We start from the raw sequence: 22,532 nt of genomic DNA, 5'->3' as shown, positions 1-22,532 counted from the left end.
TTCCAGCGGATTGGGGGCGCGCGGCCCCGGCTACTCCACGATCTCCGCAGTTTCGACGACCGCGTGCAACAGCACATCCGCCCCGGCGGTTGCCCATTCCTTGCTGATTTCCTCGGCCTCGTTGTGGCTCAGGCCATCAACGCAGGGGCACATCACCATCGCGGTCGGCGCCACGCGGTTGATCCAGCAGGCATCGTGCCCCGCGCCCGAAATGATGTTGGTATGCGAATAGCCCAGCCGCTCGGCCGCATTGCGCACGGCGGCGACGCAGGTCTCGTCGAATTTCACCGGGTCGAACCCGCCGACCTTCTCGAACGCGACCTGCAGGCCCATCTCATCCACGATGTCCTCGGCTGCGACGCGCAGCCGGTTCTCCATGTCCTTGATGACGTCCAACTCGGGCGAGCGGAAATCGACCGTGAACACCACCTTGCCCGGGATCACGTTGCGCGAGTTCGGATAGACGTCGATATGCCCGGCAGCCCCCACGGCATGGGGCGCGTGCGACCAGGCGATCTCGTCCACCTTTTCAAGAATGCGCGCCATCGCCAGCCCGGCATTCTTGCGCATCGGCATCGGGGTTGATCCGGTATGCGCGTCTTTGCCGGTCACGGTCACTTGGGTCCAGCTCAGGCCCTGCCCATGGGTGACGACGCCGATATCCTTGCCTTCGGCCTCGAGGATCGGGCCCTGTTCGATATGCAGCTCAAAGAAGGCATGCATCTTGCGGCCTCCGACCTCTTCATCGCCGCGCCAACCGATGCGCTGCAACTCGTCGCCAAATTTCTTGCCCTCGGCATCCTCGCGGTCATAGGCCCAGTCCTGCGTGTGCATCCCCGCGAACACGCCCGAGGCCAGCATGGCGGGGGCGAAGCGCGTGCCCTCTTCGTTGGTCCAGTTGGTGGCCACGATCGGGTGTTTGGTCTTGATGCCCAGATCGTTCAGGGTGCGGATGATCTCGAGCGCGCCCAGAACCCCCAGCACCCCGTCGTACTTGCCGCCCGTCGGCTGCGTATCCAGGTGCGAACCGACATAGACCGGCAGCGCATCGGGATCGGTACCGGGGCGCATGGCGAACATGTTGCCCATCTGGTCAAGGCCCATGGTACAGCCGGCCTCTTCGCACCATTTCTGGAACAGCGCGCGGCCCTCGGCATCTTCGTCGGTCAGGGTCTGGCGGTTGTTGCCTCCGGCAACGCCCGGGCCAATCTTGGCCATCTCCATCAGGCTGTCCCACAACCTGTCGCCATTGATCCTGAGATTCTGCGCCGGAGCTGCCATGTTCGTCTTCCCTGTTGCTTGCGATTTGGCTCGCTTTTGGTGTCTTGATTTGACCATCTGGTCAAACTCACGCTATCACGGGTTCGATATCAGTCAAGAAATTGCATCGCGCCGATGCAAAAATCGGCATATTCAACACCTGCTTGTTCGAAAAAGAGACGCCCTGCATACATGCCCAAAGACCGCGCCCCGACCCGAATTCAGAAAAAGAACCGCGCCGCGATTCTCGAGGCCGCGCTGAACGTGTTTTCGGCCCACGGCTTTCGCGGGGCGACCGTCGATCAGATCGCGGCCGAGGCCGGGCTGAGCAAGCCGAACCTTCTGTATTATTTCCCGTCCAAAGAGGCGATCCACACCGCGCTTCTGTCCGGCCTGCTGGACACCTGGCTGGCGCCGCTGCACGACCTTGATGAAAACGGCGAGCCGATGGAGGAGATCCTCTCGTACATCAAGCGCAAGCTGCAGATGAGCCGCGAGTTGCCGCGCGAAAGCCGCCTGTTCGCGAATGAGTTGGTGCAGGGCGCGCCCCGCATCCATGACGCCCTGTCGAACGATCTGAAGGCGCTGGTCGATCAGAAGGCGGCCGTTCTGACGCACTGGATGGACCAGGGCAAAATCGCCCGCCTGCACCCACATCACCTGATCTTTTCGATCTGGGCGCTGACCCAGCACTATGCGGATTTCGATGTTCAGGTGCGCGCGATCCTGGGCGACGAAGACCCGTTCGAAGGGGCTGCGCCCTTCATCGATACCCTGTACCGAAAACTGCTGACCCCATGAAAAAAGGGCCGCAGCGCGGCCCCTTTTGGTGATCTGACGCCGGTCATTCGGCGGCCTTGGCCATCGGGTTGTTCGGGTGGGTGGTCCAGTTGGCATAGTCCGGCTGAACCACCTTGCCGGTGCGCGGATCGACGTCGCCCGCCGCCATCGGCACCATCGAGATGCAGCCCTCGACCGGGCAGACATCCACGCACAGGTTGCAGGCCACGCATTCCTCGTCGATCACCTCGAACACTCGGTCGGGCGACATGGAGATCGCCTGATGGCTGGTGTCCTCGCAGGCCGCGTAGCAGCGGCCGCACTTGATGCACTGATCCTGATCGATCTTGGCCTTGGCGACGTAGTTCAGGTTCAGATACTGCCAGTCGGTCACGTTCGGAACGGCCCGCCCGACGATCTCGGAGACGTTGGAATAGCCCTTCTCGTCCATCCACTGCGACAGGCCCGCCGTCAGTTCGTCGATGATCTTGAACCCATAGGTCATCGCCGCGGTGCATACCTGCACCGTGCCGCAGCCCAGCGCCATGAACTCGGCCGCGTCGCGCCATGTGGTCACTCCGCCGATGCCCGAGATCGGCAGGCCTTGGGTCGCCTCGGCGCGGGCGATCTCGGAGACCATTGACAGGGCGATGGGCTTGACCGCCGGGCCGCAATAGCCGCCGTGGCTGCCCTTGCCGTCGATCGAGGGCTCGGGGCTGAACGTGTCCAGATTGACGCTGGTGATCGAGTTGATCGTGTTGATCAGCGACACCGCATCGGCCCCGCCGTTCTTGGCCGCAGCCGCCGGCTTGCGAATGTCGGTGATGTTGGGCGTCAGCTTCACGATCACCGGACGGTCATAGTATTTCTTGCACCAGCGGGTGACCATTTCGATATATTCGGGCACCTGCCCCACGGCCGAGCCCATACCGCGCTCGCTCATCCCGTGCGGGCAGCCGAAGTTCAGCTCGATCCCGTCGGCGCCGGTTTCGGCAACACGCGGCAGGATGGCTTTCCACGCCTCCTCCTCGCACGGCACCATGATCGAGGCGATCAGCGCGCGATCCGGGTAATCCGCCTTGACGCGGGCCATCTCCTCGAGGTTCACCTCGAGCGGCCGGTCGGTGATCAGTTCGATGTTGTTGAGGCCCAGCAGACGCCGGTCGGCCCCGTAGATCGCCCCGTACCGGGGGCCATTCACGTTGACCACCGGCGGCCCTTCTGACCCAAGCGTTTTCCACACGACGCCACCCCATCCGGCCTCGAAGGCACGCCGGACGTTGTATTCCTTGTCGGTCGGCGGCGCCGAGGCCAGCCAATAGGGGTTGGGGCTTTCGATACCCAGAAAGTTCGTTTTCAAATCAGCCATTTATCCGGCCTCCCTGATGCGAAGATGCATCTTCGTCTTGTCACACATATTCACGCGCCGACGCCCTGCTCAGGCACTCAGGCTGGCGTGAATGTCCATCGCGGCATCGCGGCCCTCGGCCACGGCGGTCACGGTCAGATCCTCGCCGCCCGCGGCACAGTCTCCGCCGGCCCAGACCCCGGGAACCGAGGTGCGCCCGGTTGCGTCAACGGCGATCTTGTTGCCGTCGAGTTCCAAACCTTCCGGCGCACCATCCAAGGTCTGACCGATCGCCTTCAGAACCTGATCCGCAGGCAGGCGAATGGTTTCGCCCGTGCCGGTCAACGTGCCATTTACGGTGGCAGTATACTCCAATTCGATCTCGGCCGCCGCTCCGTTTCCGTGAATTGCCACCGGCTGAACGTTGCACAAAATTCGGACGCCGTGGGATGCGGCCAGATCCTGTTCGTAGCGGCTGGCGCCCATTGCGTCGCGGCCGCGGCGATAGGCGATGGTCACATGTTCGGCCCCCAGCAGCTTGGATTTCACCGCGGCATCCACGGCCGTCATTCCACCGCCGATAATCACCACATTTCGGCCTACCGGCAGTTTTGCCAAATCGGATGCTTGCCGAACATCTGCGATGAAGTCGACAGCATTCCTGACGCCGTCCTTGTCCGACCCTTGCGCGCGCAAGGCGTTGACGCCTGCAAGGCCGATTGACAGGAAGACCGCGTCGTAGGCCTCCAACAATCCGTCCAACGAGATCGTGTCGCCCAGAACCGATCCGGTTTCAATCGCGATGCCGCCGATCTTCAGCAGCCAGTCCACCTCGGCCTGGGCAAAGTCATTGGTCGCCTTGTAGGCGGCGATCCCGTATTCGTTCAGCCCGCCGGGCTTGGGTTTCGCCTCGTGGATCACCACGTCATGGCCCAGCATCGCCAGACGATGCGCACAGGCCAGCCCCGCCGGCCCTGCCCCGATTACGGCAACGGTCTTGCCGGTGGGGGCCGCGCGTGTGAACGGGTGCACACCGGCCTGCATCAGCGTGTCGGTCGCATACCGCTGCAAGCGCCCGATCTCGACCGGCTTGCCCTCGGCCGTTTCGCGCACACAGGCTTCCTCGCACAGCGTTTCGGTCGGACACACACGGGCGCACATGCCGCCCAGGATGTTCTGATCGAGGATCGTCTTCGCCGCCGATTCCGGTTGCCCGGCCTGAATCTGCCGGATGAACAGCGGAATATCGATATCGGTCGGACAGGCCGTCACGCACGGCGCGTCATAGCAGAAATAACACCGATCAGCGGCCACGGCGGCCTCGTGCGGCGCCAAAGGCGGATGCAGATCGGTGAAATTCGAGGTCAGCTCATCGCTGGAAAGCCGCCCGGCGACGATGCCGGGTGCCATCTGGCCCTGTGCCATCACTCTACTCCCTGTAGATATGTTTGTTATTGAGACCAGCTTGCCACAAACAAAAATTTTATCAATTGGTAAAATTTGCCAAATGGTCAAAAAAGCGAAAACCGGGCCGAATGACCCGGTTTTTTGGTGGCATTTGCCCGTTTTTCAGGCGGAACCGGCCTCAGACCATGCCGGACAGGTGACCTGATTTCATCCAGACGCGGGCGCCATCCGGACCTGCCCGCAATTCGGTGCGCGTTCCGGGCGGTAGCCGCAGCCAATCCCATCGCGCGAATTCCTCGCCTTGTTCGGCGAAACCGCCGTCGATCACAAAGACCTCGGCCCCGCCGGGTGGGTCAATCGGTACGACCTGACCGGGCGGCCAACTGCGCATTTCGACCGTTTCGTGGTCGTCCTTGAACAGCGGCACGTGGTCCGCACCGTTGATCGAGCGGCGCACGGTGGTGCGGTCGTTCGGGTCGAACTGGTGCAGTTTGACCAGGATCGTCGCGCCTTGGCTGGCCGAGGGCGTATGCGACGAGGTCGGCGGGTTGCGGACATAGCTGCCCACCGGGAAATCTCCGGTCTCGTCCTGGAAAACGCCGTCCAGAACCAGGTATTCCTCGCCCCCGTCATGGGTGTGGGCGGCAAAGGCGCTGCCGGGGGCAAAGCGCACGATGGTCGTGGCGCGCGCCACCTCGTCGCCGATCCGGTCCAGCATCTTGCGCTCGACCCCCTCGGCGGGCGAGGCCACCCACTCGGTCTGGTCGAAGTGCACCGCCACCCGCTGGGTGAAATCCGCATTGATCCGCATGTCGCGCTCCTGTCTGATCCTCTCCATCAACATGGGCGTGCCGGGCCCGATTTCAAACACGCGGCGTCAACGGTTTTGACGCAGGTTCAGCGATGCTGTAGGTCGAAACCAACGGCAAGGGGCGGGCAAGCACCCCGAACGGAAGGCGCAGATGCAGGCAGACCGGCAGAAATTCAACATCCTGATCATCGGGCAGAACAACCGACTGCAATACGAAGCCGTCCTGTTCGCCGCCTCGCTGCGCCATTCCGCGCCCGGATTTTCGGGCCGCCTGTTCGTGGGCGTTCCGCAACCCGGCCCGCGCTGGAGTCAGGACCCGAGCATCCGCAACGAGGATGTTCTGAAGGCGCTGAAACAGCTCGATGCCGAGATCCTGCCCTTTTCGTCCGAGGTGTTCGGCGAAAGCTATCCCTATGGCAACAAGATCGAAGCGCTGGCCGCCCTGCCCGCGGGTGAGCCCTTTGTGTTCTTCGACACCGACACGCTGATCACCGGCGACTTGGCCGCGGTGCCGTTCGATTTCGACCGGCCCGGCGCATCGCAGAAGGTCGAGGGCACCTGGCCCAAGCCGACCCTGTACGGGCCGGGGTTCGACGGCATCTGGCGGGCGCTCTATGACCGGTTCGGGCTGGAGTTCCAAAGCTCGATCGACTCGACCCAACCAGCGGAATACTGGCGGCGGTATCTGTACTTCAATGCGGGCTATTTCTTCTACAAATGCCCCCGCCAATTCGGCGCACGGTTTCTGGACTATGCGCGCACCATCCGGGATGAAGAGATCCCCGCCCTGACCGGCCAGAACCTGGACCCGTGGCTGGACCAGGCGGCGCTGGCGCTGGTCATCCACGCGCTTGGCGGCGGGCGCGATGTTCTGCCTGCGGGCCTGCTGGATGGCTCGGTCAGCTGCCACTATCGCCTGTTCCCACTGCTCTATGCGCGTGAAAGCGACCGGGTGGTCGAGGTGTTGGAAACCGTTGCCGCGCCCAACAAGGTCAAGAAGGTTCTCAAGAACTATGATCCGCTGAAACGGCTGGTCTATCATGGCAAGGGCGCCAAGATCCGCGCCATGTTCGACCGGGACAACCTGCCCCAGCGCGAGCAGGCCATCCGTAAGGTCATCAAGAACAAGGGGCTGTGGCTGCGCTGACGCGGACATTGTGCCGGGCCCGGCAATCGCCTAGAGATTCTGCAACGCTTATACCCAACAGGAGAGTGACGGATGTCCGACGGCCCCACTTATGGTTTTGATACGCTGCAAATTCACGCGGGCGCCCGCCCCGATCCGGCGACCGGCGCGCGCCAGACCCCGATCTATCAGACCACGGCCTATGTGTTCCGCGATGCCGATCACGCGGCCGCTTTGTTCAACCTGCAAGAGGTCGGCTATATCTACTCGCGCCTGACCAACCCCACCGTGGCAGTTCTGCAAGAGCGGGTGGCGACGCTGGAAGGTGGCGTTGGCGCAGTGTGCTGCTCTTCGGGTCACGCGGCGCAGATCATGGCGCTGTTCCCGCTGATGGGGCCGGGCTGCAACGTGGTCGCCTCGACCCGGCTGTATGGCGGGACGGTTACGCAGTTCAGCCAGACCATCAAACGCTTTGGCTGGACGGCCAAATTCGTCGATACCGATGATCTGGATGCGGTGAAGGCCGCCATCGACGACAACACCCGCGCGGTGTTCTGCGAATCCATAGCCAACCCGGGCGGCTATGTCACCGACATCCGCGCGCTGGCCGATGTGGCCGACGCCGCCGGCATTCCGCTGATCGTCGACAACACCGCGGCCACACCCTATCTGTGCCGCCCGATCGAGCATGGCGCCACGCTGGTCGTGCATTCGACCACCAAGTACCTGACCGGCAATGGCACGGTGACCGGCGGCTGCATCGTGGATTCGGGCAAGTTCGACTGGTCCGCCAACGACAAGTTTCCCTCGCTCAGCGCGCCAGAGCCTGCCTATCACGGCCTCAAGTTCCACGAAACCTTCGGACCGCTGGCCTTCACCTTCCACGGTATCGCCGTGGGCCTGCGCGACCTGGGCATGACGATGAACCCGCAGGCGGCGCATTACACGCTGATGGGAATCGAGACGCTCAGCCTGCGCATGCAGCGCCATGTCGAAAACGCCGAGAAGATCGCCGCCTGGCTCGAGAAAGACGACCGCGTGGACTATGTGACCTATGCAGGCCTGCCCTCGTCGCCTTATCACGACCGGGTCAAGAAGCACTACCGCAAAGGCGCCGGGGCCCTGTTCACCTTTGCGGTCAAGGGCGGCTATGACGCCTGCGTCAAGCTGGTGAACGCGCTGGAAATCTTCAGCCACGTCGCCAACCTGGGCGATGCGCGGTCGCTGATCATCCATTCGGCCTCGACCACGCACCGGCAACTGACCCCCGAACAGCAAGAGGCCGCCGGCGCGGGGCCGAACGTAGTACGGGTCTCGATCGGGATCGAGGATGCCGACGATCTGATCGCTGATCTCGATCAGGCGCTGTCCAAGGCCTGCGCCTAGTCCAAAATGCCGGGGCGCAGGATCAACGCATTGGGCCAGCCGGTGGGCCAGCCGATTGCGGGGGAGTTCCCGCGCCCGGCCCCACCGCGCGCGCCCATGAATGGGCGGTTTTGCCGCGTGGTGCCCTTGGATGTGAATGCGGATGCGCCCGGCCTGTTCCGGGCGTTTGCCGCCGATACCGACGGGCGCAACTGGACCTACCTGCCCTACGGCCCGTTCGACTCGCAAGCTGGGTTCGCCGCCTGGCTGGCCCAGACCTGCACGGGGGACGATCCGCTGTTCCACACGGTTCTGGACCAAGACGGACAGCCCGTCGGGATGGCGTCCTACCTGCGTATCGACGGCAATGCCGGCGTGATCGAGGTGGGACACATCCACTTTTCGCCGTTGATGCAGCGCACGCCGGTCGCGACCGAAACGATGTTCCTGATGATGCGCCGCGTGTTCGATGAGTTGGGCTATCGCCGCTACGAATGGAAATGCGATGCGCTGAATGCCCCGTCGCGCCGGGCCGCCGAACGGCTGGGTTTTGTCTTCGAAGGCGAATTTCGGCAAGCCACCCATTACAAGGGGCGCAACCGCGACACGGCGTGGTTTTCGATCGTCGACACGGACTGGCCACGCATCCGGCAGGCGTTCGAAACCTGGCTGTCACCCGAGAATTTCGATGCCACGGGCCAACAGCGGAAACCGCTGACGGCCCGCAGCGAAAGCTGAGGTCACTCGGAAATGTCGAACTCCATCGACACGGTGACCGAAACCGAAACCTCGCCACCGGCGACCGGTACCCCGCCCGAATCGGCCATGGCCATCTCGCGCATCTGGGGCATTGGGCGAATGCCCCCTCCCTGCTCGTTGATCGACACGACTGAACCCAAGGTGACACCGGCGGCCTGAGCCAATTGTTCGGCCTTGGCTGTCGCATCGGCGACGGCTTGGGCGCGCGCCTTCGCTTCAAGCGGCTTGGGATCCTGAACTGTGAAGGTCAAACCACCAAAATCATTCGCACCATCCTGAATGACCGCATCCATGATCTGCCCCATATCATCCAGATTTCTGACCCACACGAACACACGGTTCGACGCAACGAAGCCCGTGATCCTTGGTTCTTCGCCATCCGCGTTGCCCCGCCCGGACCAGACCGGGGACAGGGACAGATCGCGGGTCTGCAGGTCGCGCGATTCGATCCCCATCTCACTCAGGCGGCTCAGGACGGTGGCAACCGCGTCCGAGGTCGCCTGCATTGCTGCCGAAGCCTGCGCGTCTTGATTTGTCACCCCCACCGTGATGGTTGCCATATCCGGCGCGGCCTCGGCTGTTCCGGTTCCGTAAACCTGGATGCGACGTTCTTCCGCATGGGCGGCCACAGCAACTGTCGCCGCCAATACCGCCGCCAAAAAAGCAAATGTCTTCAATGTGATCTCTCCTGTTTTCTGAGATCAAAGATGGGTTGGCAAGCCTTCGCCGGACAAGGGGAGATTTTGCCTTTTCCTTTCCCTCGGCGGGTTCCTGCTTTAATCTCGATGCGCGGACGCAAGGGCGTTTGCTTTGGTTCAGACAATTACGGCACCCTTGAATAATGAAACCCGCTTTTGCGCTGTCTCTTTCGGATAACGGGATCACTCTGCTGCACTATTCGGATGACGAATGGTTTGGCATCGGCGCCGTATCACTGGACGCGCCGGATTTTTCCGAACAGCTGAACGAGCTTCGCGGTCGAGGTTTCGCGCTGGCCAATGACCTGAGCTGTACGGTCGTGATTCCCTCGGACCACGTGCGCTACCTCACGGTCACCAGCACAGACGACTCCGACGTGACGCAAGTGGTCGAGGCGGAATTGGCTCAGGCCACGGGCTGCGAGATTGCCGAGTTGATGTACGACCTCCATGCGGATGGGTCGAATCTTCTGGTCGCTGCCGTGGCGAAAGAGACGATAGAAGAGGCCCGAGCCTTTGCCAGTCGCTACGGTTTCGTGCCTGTTCGGTTTGCTGCAACACTGGCCCCCGATGCGCCCTGGACCGGTACCGGAGAGTTCGAGTTTGCCGAGCGCGCGACATCCGTCACACAGCCGCCCGAGCCACCGGACGAGGAGATAGCTGCTGTCGCGCCAGCCCAAGACGCGGAACCCGCGCCTCAGGCTTCGCAGGCATCGGAACCCGATCCGGCCCCCTCGCCACAGGCGCATCCGATTGCCGAACCGGCTCAGCCGGACGTATTCGTATCGCCGATAGAAGCGACTGAAACCGCCTCACAGAATCCTGCGGCATCAGACTCCGACATACCAGTTCGCTACATTGGTGCCGCTGCGGCGGGCGCCGTCGTGCTGGCCGTTGTCGCATTGATCTGGTCGGGGTCAGACGAAACTGGCAGCCCTGTGGCGACTGCGCCGGTCGTCGAAACGGCACCTGCGCCAGTTTCTATCACCGCCCCACCGCTGACCGAGACCGAAGGGCTGGCAGAAGTCGCTCCTGAGCCCGAGGACACTCCCGACCCCGAGGCATTGGCCGACGAAGACCTGACGTTTGAAGCCAGCACGCCCCTGGTCGAGCCGGAGACACCCACGCCCCCTGAATTGACGCCGACGGATCAGGCAATTCTGGAAGCATTGAATGTTGCGCCCTCGCCCGTCGAGCAGGTCGAACGCGATCCGGAAAGTGTCGAGGATTTCGAAGAAGCCTCTGGCCTGACGATCACCGCGCCCGATCCGCTGCCAGTACCAGACCCCGAGGTGCCCGAGGACGTATACCTGTCGTCCGTCGATCACGCGGAGCTGTCGCAGGATGCCGTGGCGCTTCCTGCCGAAGAGAGCTTTGCTACCGACGAGCCGGTGGCCACGGTTGGTCTGCCCAATGTCGCGGGCAGTCGTTTTGACCTTGATGACCGTGGCCTTGTCACTCCGTCACCCGAGGGGACGTTGAACCCGGACGGCATCCTTGTGTTCCTCGGCCGCCCGTCGTCGGTTCCGCCCGAGGTGCCGGTCAGGTTCGAAACCGACCCGACTGCCACAGACAACGATACAAGACTGGCTGGTCTGCGTCCGCGCCTGCGCCCGGAAACGCTGGTTGAGAACTTTGAGCGTGGGCAGCTGGGCGGCCGGACGGTGGACGAGCTGGCGGTCATTCGCCCGAAATCCAGGCCGGCGTCGATCCAAGAGCGCGAGGCTGTGGACCGCACGCCCACCGCATTGGCCGTGGTGCGCGTCCCTCGCCCCCGCGTTCGTCCGTCGACCGTGGCCGCTCTGGCGGCCCGAAAAGCAACAACCGGCTCAGCCACTCTGGGGTCGACCGCAGCGGTAGCAAAGGCGGATGACGATGAAGCGGGATCGTTCAAACCCACAACCGTCGCACCCAAGATACCCAGCCGGGCCTCGGTGGCGCGCCAAGCCACGATTGACAATGCTTTGAATCTGCGGCGTCTGAACCTGATCGGCGTTTACGGTACGCCGGCCAATCGGCGTGCCTTGGTCCGGCTACCAAGCGGTCGGTACAAGAAGCTGAAAGTCGGAGATCGGATTGACGGCGGCAAAGTCGTCGCGATTGGCGACAGCGAGCTTCGTTATCAGAAAGGCGGCCGCAACGTCACGTTGAAGATGCCGCGCGGGTAAAGCGCGCCGCGTTTCAGAAAATTGGAACCCGGTAGGCCGGGTTCCAAATTCTGGGTCTTCTTCAGGCGGCAGAAATCTCTCCGGATTCAATCTGTTCGCGCTCGATCGATTCGAACAGAGCCTTGAAATTGCCTTCGCCAAAGCCGTCATCGCCCTTGCGCTGGATGAACTCGAAGAAGATCGGACCAATCACGGTTTTCGAGAAGATCTGCAGCAGGATCTTGGTCTCGCCGCCGTCCACCACGCCTTCACCATCGATCAGGATGCCGTGCTTCTTCATGCGATCCACCGGCTCGTCATGGCCCTTCACGCGGTCGAAGGACATATCATAATAGGCATCGTTGGGACCGGGCATGAACTTCAGCCCTCGTTCGGCGATTGCATCGGTCGAGTCATAGATGTTCTCGCTGCCGACGGCGATGTGCTGGATGCCCTCACCCTTGTACTTCTTCAGGTAGGATACGATCTGACCGGTCTCGCCGCGGTCTTCGTTGATCGGAATCCGGATACGGCCGCAGGGCGAGGTCAATGCACGGCTGAGCAAGCCGGTATATTTGCCCTGGATGTCGAAGAAGCGGATTTCGCGGAAGTTGAACAGATCGCCGTAGAACTTGAACCACTTGTCCATGTTGCCCTTGAAGACATTGTGCGTCAGGTGATCGAGGTAATAGAAACCGACGCCGCGCGGTTTGGACTGCTTCAGCCACTCGAATTCCTGATTGTAGGGCGAGGTTTCGTAATACTGGTCGATGAAATAGATCAGCGACCCGCCGATACCCTTGATCGCGGGCACATCCATGGTCTTGTCGGCCGCATCATAGGGTTCGGCCCCCTTCGACACGGCATGGTCATAGGCCTTTTGCGCATCCACGACACGCCAGCCCATCGACGGGGCACAGGGGCCATGCTCTTCCACGAATTTCGCAGCAAAGCTGTCGGGGTTCGCGTTCAGGATGTAGGTCACATCGCCCTGCTGCCACAGCTCGATCAGCGGTTTGGTCTTGTGGTGCGCAACCTTTTCAAAACCCATCTTGGCGAACAGGTCGCGCAGCTCCTGCGGTTCGGGATGCGCGAATTCAACAAATTCAAACCCATCTGTGCCGGCGGGGTTCTCGGCGCTGATCACGGATTTCGGGGCGTTGTGCGGGAAAGGGCCCATGGCTTGTCCTCTTGAAACAGGAAATTCTTTGCTGATTCAAGAATACGCCTTTTTCAGCGCTGTTTTTGCGCATTCTTTTCATGTAAACTACAGAAGCCTGCGAAAACTCCGCACCAGACCCCGAAAAATGTGAGAATCTCCGCACATGCTGGACGCAACCGATACTCGCCTTCTGGCCGCGCTGCAAAAAGACGCGCACCTGACTGCACATCAGTTGGGTGAGATGCTGAACCTGTCCCCCAGTCAGGCCGGGCGCCGCCGTCAGCGGCTGGAGGCCGAGGGCTATATCACCGGCTACGCAGCTCGGCTTGACCCGCGCAAACTTGGCCTGCAGGTCCAGGGCTTCGTTCAAGTTCACCTCGGCACCCACGGCCCCGAACAATCATCCAGTTTTGCGCGTATGGTGGAAACCCGCCCGGAAATCACCAGCGCCTGGACGATGACTGGCGAGGCAGACTATCTGCTACATGTCTATTGCGAGGATCTTTCCGCGCTCAACACCTTGCTTCACGAGGTGATACTGCCCCATCCTGCGGTGGCACGGGTGCAAAGCCAGATCGTGATGGACCAGCTGAAACGCGACGCTCCGCTGCCGACCTGACGGCAAGGAAAGGAAGAAGATGAACGAGTTCCTGTACCAGGCTTCGATCTATCTGGCAGCCGCCGTGATCGCCGTCCCCCTGTCGGCGCGGCTTGGGCTGGGGTCTGTCCTCGGATATCTCGCCGCCGGCATCGCCATCGGTCCGATCCTTGGGCTCGTGGGTGCGGAAACCAAGGACTTGCAGCATGTCGCGGAATTTGGCGTCGTCATGATGCTGTTCCTGATCGGGCTCGAGCTGGAACCCCGCGCACTTTGGGATATGCGGCACCGGTTGTTGGGGCTTGGTGGACTGCAGATCTCGCTCTCTACGGTCGTGATTGCAGCAGTTACCTTCTACACAGGTCAACCATGGTCAGTTGCCTTGGCCGTGGGTCTGACACTGTCCCTGTCATCAACCGCCATCGTGCTGCAGACGCTGTCGGAAAAAGGTTTGATGCGCACAAACGGCGGGCGATCCACGTTCTCGGTCCTTCTGACTCAGGATATCGCCGTGATTCCGATCCTGGCGTTTCTGCCGCTGCTGGCCATGCCGGCCAGCATCTTCATCGAGGATGACGGATCAATCACGCGCGGCGGCGACGGGCACGGCGACGCGCACCATACGTTGTCATTGGTCGATGGCCTGCCCGGATGGGCGGTGACGCTGGTGACATTGGGTGCGATCGCATTCGTGATCGTGGTAGGCGTCTACCTGACCCGTCCCTTGTTCCGGTTCATCCATACCACCCGCCTGCGCGAGATGTACACGGCGTTGGCCCTGATGATCGTAGTAGGGATCTCGTTCCTGATGACGCTGGTGGGCCTGTCCCCGGCGTTGGGCGCCTTCCTCGCTGGCGTCGTCCTGGCCAGTTCCGAGTTCCGGCACGAGATGGAAAGCGACCTTGAGCCGTTCAAGGGATTGCTGCTGGGCCTGTTCTTCATCACGGTCGGGGCCGGGATCGACGTCGGGTACTTTTTCAACGACCCGTTCGACCTGATCGGACTGGCCCTGCTGGTGATCTTGGTCAAGGGCCTGATCCTGTATGCCGTTGGTCGTGCATTCAAGTTGCGCGGCCGCGACCATTGGCTGTTCACGCTGGGTTTGGCTCAGGCGGGTGAGTTCGGCTTCGTGCTGCTGGCCTTTTCGACCAAGCAGAATGTCATTCCCCCGGCCCTGTCGCAGAAGCTGTTGATGATCATTGCCCTGACCATGCTGATCACACCGCTTCTGTTCATCATCTATGACTACCTTTCGCGCCACATCCGCGACAACTCACCCGAGATTGAACCCGAGGAAATAGACGAAAAAGGTCCCGTCATCATTGCGGGAATTGGGCGGTTCGGACAAATCGTCAACCGGCTGGTCCGCGCCAGCGGGTTCAAGACGGTGGTGCTGGACCACAATATCGAAACGATCCAGCTGATGCGTCGGTTCGGCGTCAAAGGCTTCTTGGGTGATCCGACGCGCCCCGAATTGCTGCGGGCTGCTGGCCTTGAAAAGGCTTCCGTTTTGGTGGCCGCGATGGACAACCGCAAGGAAGTGACCCGATTGGTCGGTTACGCCCGCCGGCAGCGCCCCGACCTGCACATCGTCGCCCGCGCGCATGACCGGACCCATGTGTACGAGCTGTATCAGGCCGGCGCTGATGACATCGTGCGTGAGCTGTTCGACAGCTCTCTGCGGGCCGGGCGTTATGTGCTGGAGAACATTGGTTTGAGCGAATACGAGGCCGCGCAAGCACAGCAGACCTTCTATCACCACGATCGGCAGGCAATTCGCGAATTGGCTGAACTCTGGGTTCCCGGCATGCCGACGGCCGAGAACAAAAAGTACATCGAACGCGCGCGCGAGTTGGAGAAGGACCTCGAGACCGCCCTGCTGGAACTGGCCGAAAAGAACGAAAAGAAGTCAGCCTGACCCGGGGATATCCCGGGTCAGCCGAGCTCAACCGTCCGACACACCGGCTTCGGCAAAGGTGGCCATACCCGAATGGCAAGCGACGGCGCTTTTCAGGATATTGATGGCCAGCGCGGCCCCCGACCCTTCGCCCAGCCGCAGCCCGAGGCTCAGCAAGGGCGCTTTGTCCAGCTTGGTCAGCATGGCCGCGTGCGCACCTTCCGCACTCTGGTGGCCAGCAACGGCATGGTCCAGCGCTCCCGGCGCCAGACGATCGAGGCAAGCCGCAGCCGAGGTGCAGATGAACCCATCCAGAATGACCGGGATGCGCAGAATTCGGGCGGCTGCAATGGCCCCTGCCATGGCCGCGATCTCGCGCCCTCCCAAACACCGCAGGATCTCAAGCCCGTCGTCAGATGCTCCGTGCAGCGCAACACCTTCGGCAACGACGCGCGTCTTGTTGGCAAGGCCCGCATCGTCCACACCGGTTCCACGCCCAGTCCAATCAGCGGCATCTCCGCCGAACAACGCGCAGGCGATGGCCGCGGCAGGGGTGGTGTTGCCAATGCCCATTTCGCCCACGACCAGAAGGTCTGCGGTGGGATCAACGGCGTTCCAGCCGGTCTGCAAAGCGGTCAGAAGCTCGTCCTCGGACATTGCCGGGGCCATTGTGAAGTCGGCCGTCGGCCGATCCAGGTCCAGCGCGTGTACCGTCATCTTGGCCCCGGCCGCTTTGGCCAATTGGTTGATGGCCGCGCCTCCGTGCTCGAAGTTCATGACCATCTGAACCGTAACCTCGGGCGGAAAGGCCGAGACCCCCTGCGCCGTCACGCCGTGATTGCCGGCAAATACAATCACCTGAGGTGCCTCGATCTGTGGCCGGGCATCCCCACGCCAACCGGCATACCAGATCGCCAGATCCTCGAGCCGGCCCAACGCACCCGGCGGCTTGGTCAGCTGTCCGTTGCGGTCGGCAGCCCCTTGCCTTGCAGCCTCATCCGGCCCCGGAGCATTGCGCAGGGCGTCGCGGAAGGTATTCAGATCATTGAGTTCAGGCAGCATTCAAAGCCTCGTTGCATCGGAGTGGTCCTGCGTGTTTAACCGAAGCAGGCAAAGCAACAACCCCTCGAAAGGCGCGCAAGTGCACAAAAACGACACTCGAACCTTTTCGCCATGGGACGTGCCGCTGGTTCTGGTTCTTTTGACGCGGCTGCCATTGCCCGTGCTGCCCAAATCGCTCTTCGAGCGACAGTCCAAAGCCGCTTGGGCCTTTCCTGCGGCCGGGCTGGTTGTTGGCGGCTTGGGCTGTGCCGTAGGCTGGTCTGCGATGGCCGTGGGCCTTTCCGGGACAGTCAGCGCAGTCCTTGCTGTCGCCGTTCTGATCGCAGCGACCGGAGCCATGCACGAGGACGGGCTGGCCGACACCGCGGACGGGCTGTGGGGCGGATATACACCCGAACGCAGACTCGAGATCATGAAGGACAGCCATATCGGCACCTACGGAGTGTTGGCCTTGTTGGTCATTCAACTGCTCAGGATCTCGGCGGTCGCAACACTACTGGCGGCAGGAAGTCCGGCCGGAATACTGGCGGCAGCTGTGTTTTCCCGTGCGGTGATGCCACCATTGATGGCGGGCCTACCGAACGCCCGCGGCAGCGGGCTGAGCCATAGCGTCGGCGCTCCTCCGCCTTTGTCGGTTGCAGCCGGCCTCGGGCTGGCTTTCGTTTTCTCTCTGGCTCTTCTGGGCTGGACCGCCCTTCTGCCCGTCGCCTGTGCGGTAGCCGCAACCGTGGGTCTGGCAATCATAGCCAAAACCAAGATTGGCGGTCAGACCGGTGATATCCTGGGGGCTTCTCAACAGCTGTCCGAGGTTGCTTTCCTGCTGGCCGTTGCCGCCCTGCTCTAGCCGACACCGCCGGTCTTGATCCGTAGTGTCTCACCGCAATGCTTGCAGTGTACGGCATCCGGGTCGTGCCGAAACAGCCCGCAATTGGGACATTTGTGGCGTACTTTCTGCGGCATGAAAATGGCCTGAGCCAGCCGCACGAACAGCGCCACACCGACCACCATTATGAAGACCGAAAACAGCTTGCCGCCCGGAGAGTTCAGTGTGATGTCGCCGAAACCCGTCGTGGTCAGTGTCGCCATCGTGAAATACAGCGCATCGATATACGGGGTCTGGCTGTCCTCGGGGATATAGAAAACCAGTACGGCGGTGGATGTCGCGAAAATGAACACCAGCAGGTTCACAGCCGCGATGACCGCATCCTCGTGGGTTCGGAAAAACTCACTGTCGCGGCGCAGATCATGCAACAGGTGATAGGAATGGATCAGCCGCAGCGCGCGCAGAATCCGCAGGAACGCAAGGCTGCCGGTCAGGAAAGGGTCAAGGATCAGCGAGGCGATCACGACCAGATCCGCAAGCGTGTAGATTTTGAACAGCAGCTTCTTGCGGTCTTTCGCGATCCACATCCGAGCCGAGAAATCCAGCAGAATGATCAGCCCCACCGCCCAGCTGACTGCAATCAATCCTGGGCCGTGCGGAATGTTCGCCGTCGCCACGAAAAACACGATCGAGGCAAGGTCGAACAGGATCAGACAGTACCGGAACCAGACCGAAACCGCCCCTCTGCCGATATAGAGTGCCTTGACCGTCTGCTTCATGACTGACCCGTATACGGTTCCAATGACTGGGAAATTAGCGGGAAAGGCGGCGCGAACCAAGCGATCGGGCATGAAAAAGGCCGCTCTGAAACCAGAGCGGCCCTTTGGTGTTGCTTCAAAGCCCGATCAGGCCGCGCGCGAGGTCAGGACTTCGTCCACCTGCTTGGCCGCTGCGATTTCGTCCGAACCGGACACGGCCGCAACTTCGCGCGTCAGACGCTCAAGCGCGGCTTCATAGAGCTGACGCTCGGAATAGCTCTGCTCACGCTGGTCGTCGGTGCGGTGCAGGTCACGCACCACCTCAGCGATCGAGATCAAGTCACCCGAGTTGATCTTCTGTTCGTATTCCTGCGCCCGGCGCGACCACATGGCACGTTTTACCTTGGCTTTGCCCTTCAGAGTCTTCATCGCCTGGCTGATCACATCGGGCGAGCTGAGCGAGCGCAGTCCGGATTCAGTGATCTTGTTGGTCGGCACCCGCAGGGTCATCTTGTCTTTCTCGAATGAGATGACGAACAGCTCGAGCGAGTATCCAGCGACTTCCTGTTCTTCAATCGATATGATTTGCCCGACCCCATGTGCAGGGTAGACAACATAGTCGTTCGGACGGAACTCAAGCTTCTTCGACTTTGTCATGCACGTGTTTCCTTGGTTGCAGAGCGGGAAAAAAGCGACAAAAAACCTAACCGGGGTCACCCGCGACCCCTGTCAGGCTGATTACATGTCAAAAACTCAGAACTCCAAAGTGAGCATACTTACGGAGTCGTCCCCATCTCGATCATCATTTGCCAAATGAGTATATCACAAAATTAAGACACCTGAAAGCGGACGGGGCCTTCGACTCGGAATTTGTGATTTTTTTCAGCGCATTAAGGCAAAAACTTACGGCAGTGTTACGGGCTTTGCGACCCGAATCGCTCAGCCGCCCTCGCCCGGTGCCTCGGAGAAGTATTTCTCCATCTTGCCCTCTTCACCGTCGCGCTCTTCGGCGCCCGGAAGCGGGTCTTTCTTGGTTACGATAACCGGCCATTGTTCGGCGTATTTGCGGTTGAATTCGACCCACTGCTCCATCCCCGGCTCGGTATCGGGGCGAATGGCGTCCGCCGGGCATTCCGGCTCGCACACGCCGCAATCGATGCATTCATCCGGATGGATGACCAGGGTATTTTCACCTTCATAGAAGCAATCCACCGGGCATACCTCGACGCAGTCGGTGTATTTGCAGGCGATACAGTTCTCGGTGACAACGTAGGTCATGGTCCAATTCCCGTCAGAGGTTTGGGCGACTAGCTAAATCAGTCTGCCCCCATCTTCAAGAGAAGATCAGCCCTTGGGGGTGCGAGAAAGATCAAGCGCGCGCCGATCCTTCTTGGTCGGACGACCTTTTCCTTCGAAACCCGGATTTTGTGGCGGATTATCCTTCTCTTCGGACAAATCCGTGTACAGCGTCCGCGCCTCGGTCGCCGGACCGCGTCGCGCACCCAGGATTTCGACCTGAACCACGCGAATAACGCGCCCCTGAGCGAATGTCAGAACGTCACCGGGCCCGACGGTTTGCGCCGGCTTCTGGGCCCGGTCACCGTTGATACGCACATGCCCGCCGCTGACCTGTTTGGCGGCCAGGCTGCGGGTCTTGAAAAACCGCGCATGCCACAGCCACTTGTCGATCCGCAGCTTGGCCGGTGCGTCGGCCATCAGCGATCAGTTGCCGTCCTTCAGACCCATCAGCGCAGCGGCAAACGGGTTGTCGGGATCAATCGCCTTTTCCTTTTTGGGCGGCCGGGACGAGAAGGTCTTGGCCCCTTGCGGTTTGCCGCCCTTCTTGCCCTGCGGCTTGCCGCGACCATCCCGAGGCTTCCCGCCCGGTTTGCTCCGACCCTGCCGTTTGTCACCACGTGGCCCCCGGTTGGCCTGACGGCCCCAGGTAAAGGTGTAGAACACCTCGACTTCGGGTTCGTCCGATGCAGGGTCTGCGGCCGTGGCCTCGGCCTCAGCCTCGGTGCTGTCGGTAGCCTCGGTTGGCGCCTCGGCGGCGACGGCCACATCCGACTGCGCCTCTGCTTCGGCGGTCTCGGTCAGAGCTTCGGCGGTTGCTGCCGGTGGTTGCTCGGTCATCTGAGCCGGCTTGATCTTGGTCCGTTCACCGCGCTCGGCCTTGTAGCCCAGCCCCTGCATCAGGTCGGCGAACTGTTCCAGCGTCATACCGGTGATCGACAACATGTCCGCCTTGGCTTCGAAACCGCCGCGGCTGTCTTCGGCGCGCAGCATGTCGGCCAAGCGCTCCAGCATGTCGATACGGATCGAACGCTCGCCCGCATTGCGGTAGCCGCACATGGTGTCATAGCCCTCGGGCGCGCCCTTGGCGACGGGCACCGTCACCAAGCCCGGCGGCGGCGCTTCGGGAAACTCCTGAAGTCCATTTGCCAGGGCCCACAACACCAGACGCAGGCGCGTCGGGGCAGGTTTCAGCAGCAGCGGCATAAAAATGGTGAACTGGCCGAACCGGATGCCGTGCTTGCGCAGCGCGCCACGAGCGTCCTGGTCCAGGTCCTTGACCTCTTGTGCGACTCCGGCACGTGGCAGGATGCCCAACGCCTCGACCATGCGGAAGGCAAATCCCTTGGCCAGCCCGGTCAATTCTTCGTCGCGCGACAGGTTCAGCAGGGGCTCGAACAGCGCCGCGATCTTGCGGTCGATGAAGTGTTGCAGGCGGCGCTGCACCTTCTGCTCAACCTCCGGCCCTGCGGCCTCGTCCACGAACACTTCGACCATCGGCTTGAGAGGTTCGGCCCCGGCAACCAGCTTGCCCACGGCATATTCGCCCCACATCAGGCCACCCTGATCGGTAAAATCAATTTCGGTATCGGGCGCATTGTAGAAGCGATCGGCACGCAGATGGAATTGCGGCGCGAGTGCTTGCAGTGAGGCCGATTTGAGCGCTTTCGCCTCGGTTCCCTGCGCGCTTTTGTCCGGGATGAACCGGAACCCTTCCAAACGACCGACGAATTCGCCTTCGACGGTCACTTCACCCTTGTCATTCACTTCGGCCAAAAGGGCCTCCTTCTGCTTGAGCCGGCGCAGCAGAACAGATGTACGCCGGTCCACAAATCTTTGCGTCAGACGTTCATGCAAAGCGTCTGACACCCTGTCTTCTACAGCGCGGGTTTCCGCGCGCCAATGGGATTCGTCGCGCACCCAGCCGTTTCGTTGCGCAACATATGTCCACGTGCGAATATATGCCAACCTTTTGGACAGTGCATCAATATCGCCGTCGGTTCTGTCGATCCGGCGGATCTGGCGCGCCAGAAAATCCTCGGGGATCGTGCCGCGTTCGTGCAGATGTCCGAAGATAGATTCGAGCAGGCTGGCATGTTCCGCATGGCTGATGCCCCGAAAGTCGGGGATTCGGCAAACATCCCACAACAGGCGGATCGACGGACCATCGCCGGCACGGGCTGCAACCTCGGGCACCTGGGCCAGCGACTTGAGCGCGTTCAGGTCGTCTGCGGGCCGGGCTTTGACCAAATGCTCGTTGTCCGGGCTGGCCTCGAGCGAGTCGATCAGCGCATCGACCGAGCCGAACCGCAAGGCGGCATTCCGCCAGTTCAGCTTTTTCATCGGCGTGAACCGGCTGTCCATGATGGCCTGCGCCACGCCTTCGTCCAGCGGCGACGCCTCGCCCGTCACGCCGAAGGTGCCATCCGACATGCCGCGCCCGGCGCGCCCGGCGATCTGGGCCAGTTCGTTCGGGGCCAGCGGCCGCATACGCCGGCCATCGAATTTGGACAGGGACGAAAACGCCACATGGTTCACATCGAGGTTCAGCCCCATGCCGATGGCGTCGGTGGCGACCAGATAGTCGACCTCGCCATTCTGGTACAGTTCGACCTGCGCATTCCGCGTGCGCGGACTGAGAGCGCCCATGACCACGGCCGCCCCACCCTTTTGCCGCCGTAGAAGCTCGGCAATGGCATAGACGTTCTCGACCGAGAACCCGACGATGGCACTGCGCGGGGGCATGCGGCTGATCTTCTTGGACCCGGTGTAGACCAGTTGCGACATCCGCTCGCGCCGAGCGAATTGCGCCTGCGGCACCACCGCCGCGATCGGGCCGCGCATCGTGTCGGCACCCAGAAAAAGTGTCTCGTGCGTGCCGCGCATCCGCAGCAGCCGGTCGGTAAAGACATGACCGCGCTCGGGGTCGGCGCACAGCTGGATTTCGTCGATGGCCACGAAATCGGTGCCCATTCCCTCGGGCATCGCCTCGACCGTGCAGACCCAGTATTGCGTGCGCGGCGGAACGATGCGTTCCTCGCCCGTCACAAGAGCCACCACCGAGGGGCCGCGGATGGCGACGATCCTGTCATAGACCTCGCGCGCAAGCAGCCGCAGCGGCAGGCCGATGACACCGGTCCGGTGCCCCAGCATGCGTTCGATGGCATAGTGGGTTTTGCCTGTGTTGGTCGGGCCAAGTACGGCCACGATTCGGGATGCCCCGTTCACCTTTGCC

The 22,532-nt window shown here is 61.9% G+C and carries 20 protein-coding genes; 8 read left to right on the top strand and 12 right to left on the bottom strand.

The genetic code is table 11. From position 1 onward, the window contains the following. Positions 1–30: 30 nt before the first annotated feature. Entirely contained in the window at positions 31–1,281 is a 1,251-nt protein-coding gene (locus K3752_RS06725) for a Zn-dependent hydrolase (RefSeq protein WP_260065748.1), read from the bottom strand. 171 nt (positions 1,282–1,452) lie between these two features. Between K3752_RS06725 and K3752_RS06720 the strand changes: the two genes are divergently transcribed. After that, on the top strand, positions 1,453–2,061 hold the full coding sequence (locus K3752_RS06720) for a TetR family transcriptional regulator C-terminal domain-containing protein (protein ID WP_093961802.1): 609 nt from the start codon (positions 1,453–1,455) through the stop codon (positions 2,059–2,061). A gap of 43 nt (positions 2,062–2,104) precedes the next feature. On the opposite strand, the gene preA is transcribed toward K3752_RS06720, so the two are convergent. The 3 genes from preA to K3752_RS06705 all read right to left on the bottom strand — a co-directional run bounded on the left by preA (position 2,105) and on the right by K3752_RS06705 (position 5,606). Continuing rightward, positions 2,105–3,409 carry an NAD-dependent dihydropyrimidine dehydrogenase subunit PreA gene (gene preA, locus K3752_RS06715; RefSeq protein ID WP_260065747.1) on the bottom strand — a complete coding sequence of 435 codons (1,305 nt, stop codon included), beginning with the start codon at positions 3,407–3,409 and terminating at the stop codon, positions 2,105–2,107. A gap of 69 nt (positions 3,410–3,478) precedes the next feature. After that, positions 3,479–4,813: an NAD(P)-dependent oxidoreductase gene (locus tag K3752_RS06710; RefSeq protein WP_170363675.1), complete on the bottom strand. Its 1,335-nt coding sequence runs from the start codon at positions 4,811–4,813 to the stop codon at positions 3,479–3,481. 160 nt (positions 4,814–4,973) lie between these two features. Beyond that, a complete protein-coding gene (locus tag K3752_RS06705; protein ID WP_260066267.1) occupies positions 4,974–5,606 on the bottom strand; it encodes a cupin domain-containing protein in 633 nt (210 codons plus the stop codon). 151 nt (positions 5,607–5,757) lie between these two features. Here K3752_RS06705 and K3752_RS06700 point away from each other — a divergent pair, with 151 nt between their 5' ends. The 3 genes from K3752_RS06700 (at position 5,758) to K3752_RS06690 (ending at position 8,835) form a co-directional block, all read left to right on the top strand. Then, on the top strand, positions 5,758–6,753 hold the full coding sequence (locus K3752_RS06700; RefSeq protein WP_260065745.1) for a hypothetical protein: 996 nt from the start codon (positions 5,758–5,760) through the stop codon (positions 6,751–6,753). 72 nt (positions 6,754–6,825) lie between these two features. Next, on the top strand, positions 6,826–8,118 hold the full coding sequence (locus tag K3752_RS06695) for an O-acetylhomoserine aminocarboxypropyltransferase/cysteine synthase family protein (protein ID WP_260065743.1): 1,293 nt from the start codon (positions 6,826–6,828) through the stop codon (positions 8,116–8,118). A gap of 6 nt (positions 8,119–8,124) precedes the next feature. After that, positions 8,125–8,835 (top strand): GNAT family N-acetyltransferase, encoded by a 711-nt coding sequence (locus K3752_RS06690; RefSeq protein ID WP_260065741.1) that lies wholly within the window; start codon positions 8,125–8,127, stop codon positions 8,833–8,835. Between the two features lie 2 nt (positions 8,836–8,837). Here the strand turns inward: K3752_RS06690 and K3752_RS06685 are convergent, their stop codons facing one another. Further along, positions 8,838–9,533 carry an SIMPL domain-containing protein gene (locus tag K3752_RS06685; protein WP_260065739.1) on the bottom strand — a complete coding sequence of 232 codons (696 nt, stop codon included), beginning with the start codon at positions 9,531–9,533 and terminating at the stop codon, positions 8,838–8,840. A gap of 164 nt (positions 9,534–9,697) precedes the next feature. Between K3752_RS06685 and K3752_RS06680 the strand changes: the two genes are divergently transcribed. Next, complete coding sequence (locus tag K3752_RS06680; RefSeq protein WP_260065737.1) at positions 9,698–11,722, top strand: hypothetical protein; 2,025 nt, start codon at positions 9,698–9,700, stop codon at positions 11,720–11,722. A 61-nt stretch (positions 11,723–11,783) separates the two neighbouring features. On the opposite strand, the gene hppD is transcribed toward K3752_RS06680, so the two are convergent. Then, complete coding sequence (gene hppD, locus K3752_RS06675; RefSeq protein WP_170389767.1) at positions 11,784–12,881, bottom strand: 4-hydroxyphenylpyruvate dioxygenase; 1,098 nt, start codon at positions 12,879–12,881, stop codon at positions 11,784–11,786. Positions 12,882–13,026: 145 nt separating this feature from the next. Here hppD and K3752_RS06670 point away from each other — a divergent pair, with 145 nt between their 5' ends. Then, positions 13,027–13,482 (top strand): Lrp/AsnC family transcriptional regulator, encoded by a 456-nt coding sequence (locus K3752_RS06670; protein WP_093961793.1) that lies wholly within the window; start codon positions 13,027–13,029, stop codon positions 13,480–13,482. Between the two features lie 19 nt (positions 13,483–13,501). After that, positions 13,502–15,379 carry a monovalent cation:proton antiporter-2 (CPA2) family protein gene (locus K3752_RS06665; RefSeq protein WP_170357537.1) on the top strand — a complete coding sequence of 626 codons (1,878 nt, stop codon included), beginning with the start codon at positions 13,502–13,504 and terminating at the stop codon, positions 15,377–15,379. Positions 15,380–15,406: 27 nt separating this feature from the next. On the opposite strand, the gene cobT is transcribed toward K3752_RS06665, so the two are convergent. Continuing rightward, positions 15,407–16,420, bottom strand: coding sequence for a nicotinate-nucleotide--dimethylbenzimidazole phosphoribosyltransferase (cobT, locus tag K3752_RS06660; RefSeq protein ID WP_170445432.1), 1,014 nt, complete (start codon positions 16,418–16,420; stop codon positions 15,407–15,409). A gap of 79 nt (positions 16,421–16,499) precedes the next feature. Here cobT and cobS point away from each other — a divergent pair, with 79 nt between their 5' ends. Continuing rightward, positions 16,500–17,264, top strand: a complete 765-nt coding sequence (gene cobS / locus K3752_RS06655; protein ID WP_170442424.1) for an adenosylcobinamide-GDP ribazoletransferase — start codon at positions 16,500–16,502, stop codon at positions 17,262–17,264. Here cobS and K3752_RS06650 read toward each other — a convergent pair. The 5 genes from K3752_RS06650 to K3752_RS06630 all read right to left on the bottom strand — a co-directional run bounded on the left by K3752_RS06650 (position 17,261) and on the right by K3752_RS06630 (position 22,525). After that, complete coding sequence (locus K3752_RS06650; RefSeq protein WP_170357534.1) at positions 17,261–18,022, bottom strand: ion channel; 762 nt, start codon at positions 18,020–18,022, stop codon at positions 17,261–17,263. The genes cobS and K3752_RS06650 overlap by 4 nt on opposite strands. A 126-nt stretch (positions 18,023–18,148) precedes the next feature. Continuing rightward, positions 18,149–18,658, bottom strand: a complete 510-nt coding sequence (locus K3752_RS06645) for a CarD family transcriptional regulator (RefSeq protein WP_093961789.1) — start codon at positions 18,656–18,658, stop codon at positions 18,149–18,151. A 282-nt stretch (positions 18,659–18,940) separates the two neighbouring features. Then, the gene (gene fdxA / locus K3752_RS06640) at positions 18,941–19,279 is read right to left on the bottom strand and encodes a ferredoxin FdxA (protein WP_093961788.1); all 339 of its coding nucleotides are present in this window, start codon (positions 19,277–19,279) and stop codon (positions 18,941–18,943) included. A gap of 66 nt (positions 19,280–19,345) precedes the next feature. After that, entirely contained in the window at positions 19,346–19,717 is a 372-nt protein-coding gene (locus K3752_RS06635) for an RNA-binding S4 domain-containing protein (RefSeq protein WP_170389764.1), read from the bottom strand. 6 nt (positions 19,718–19,723) lie between these two features. Further along, complete coding sequence (locus tag K3752_RS06630; RefSeq protein ID WP_260065727.1) at positions 19,724–22,525, bottom strand: helicase-related protein; 2,802 nt, start codon at positions 22,523–22,525, stop codon at positions 19,724–19,726. Between the last annotated feature and the right edge of the window lie 7 nt (positions 22,526–22,532).

The sequence above is a fragment of the Ruegeria sp. B32 genome, from assembly GCF_025141855.1.
Classification (GTDB): domain Bacteria; phylum Pseudomonadota; class Alphaproteobacteria; order Rhodobacterales; family Rhodobacteraceae; genus Ruegeria; species Ruegeria arenilitoris.
The sequence above is the reverse complement of the archived record's forward strand: the minus strand, read 5'-3'. Positions and strand labels throughout refer to the sequence as shown.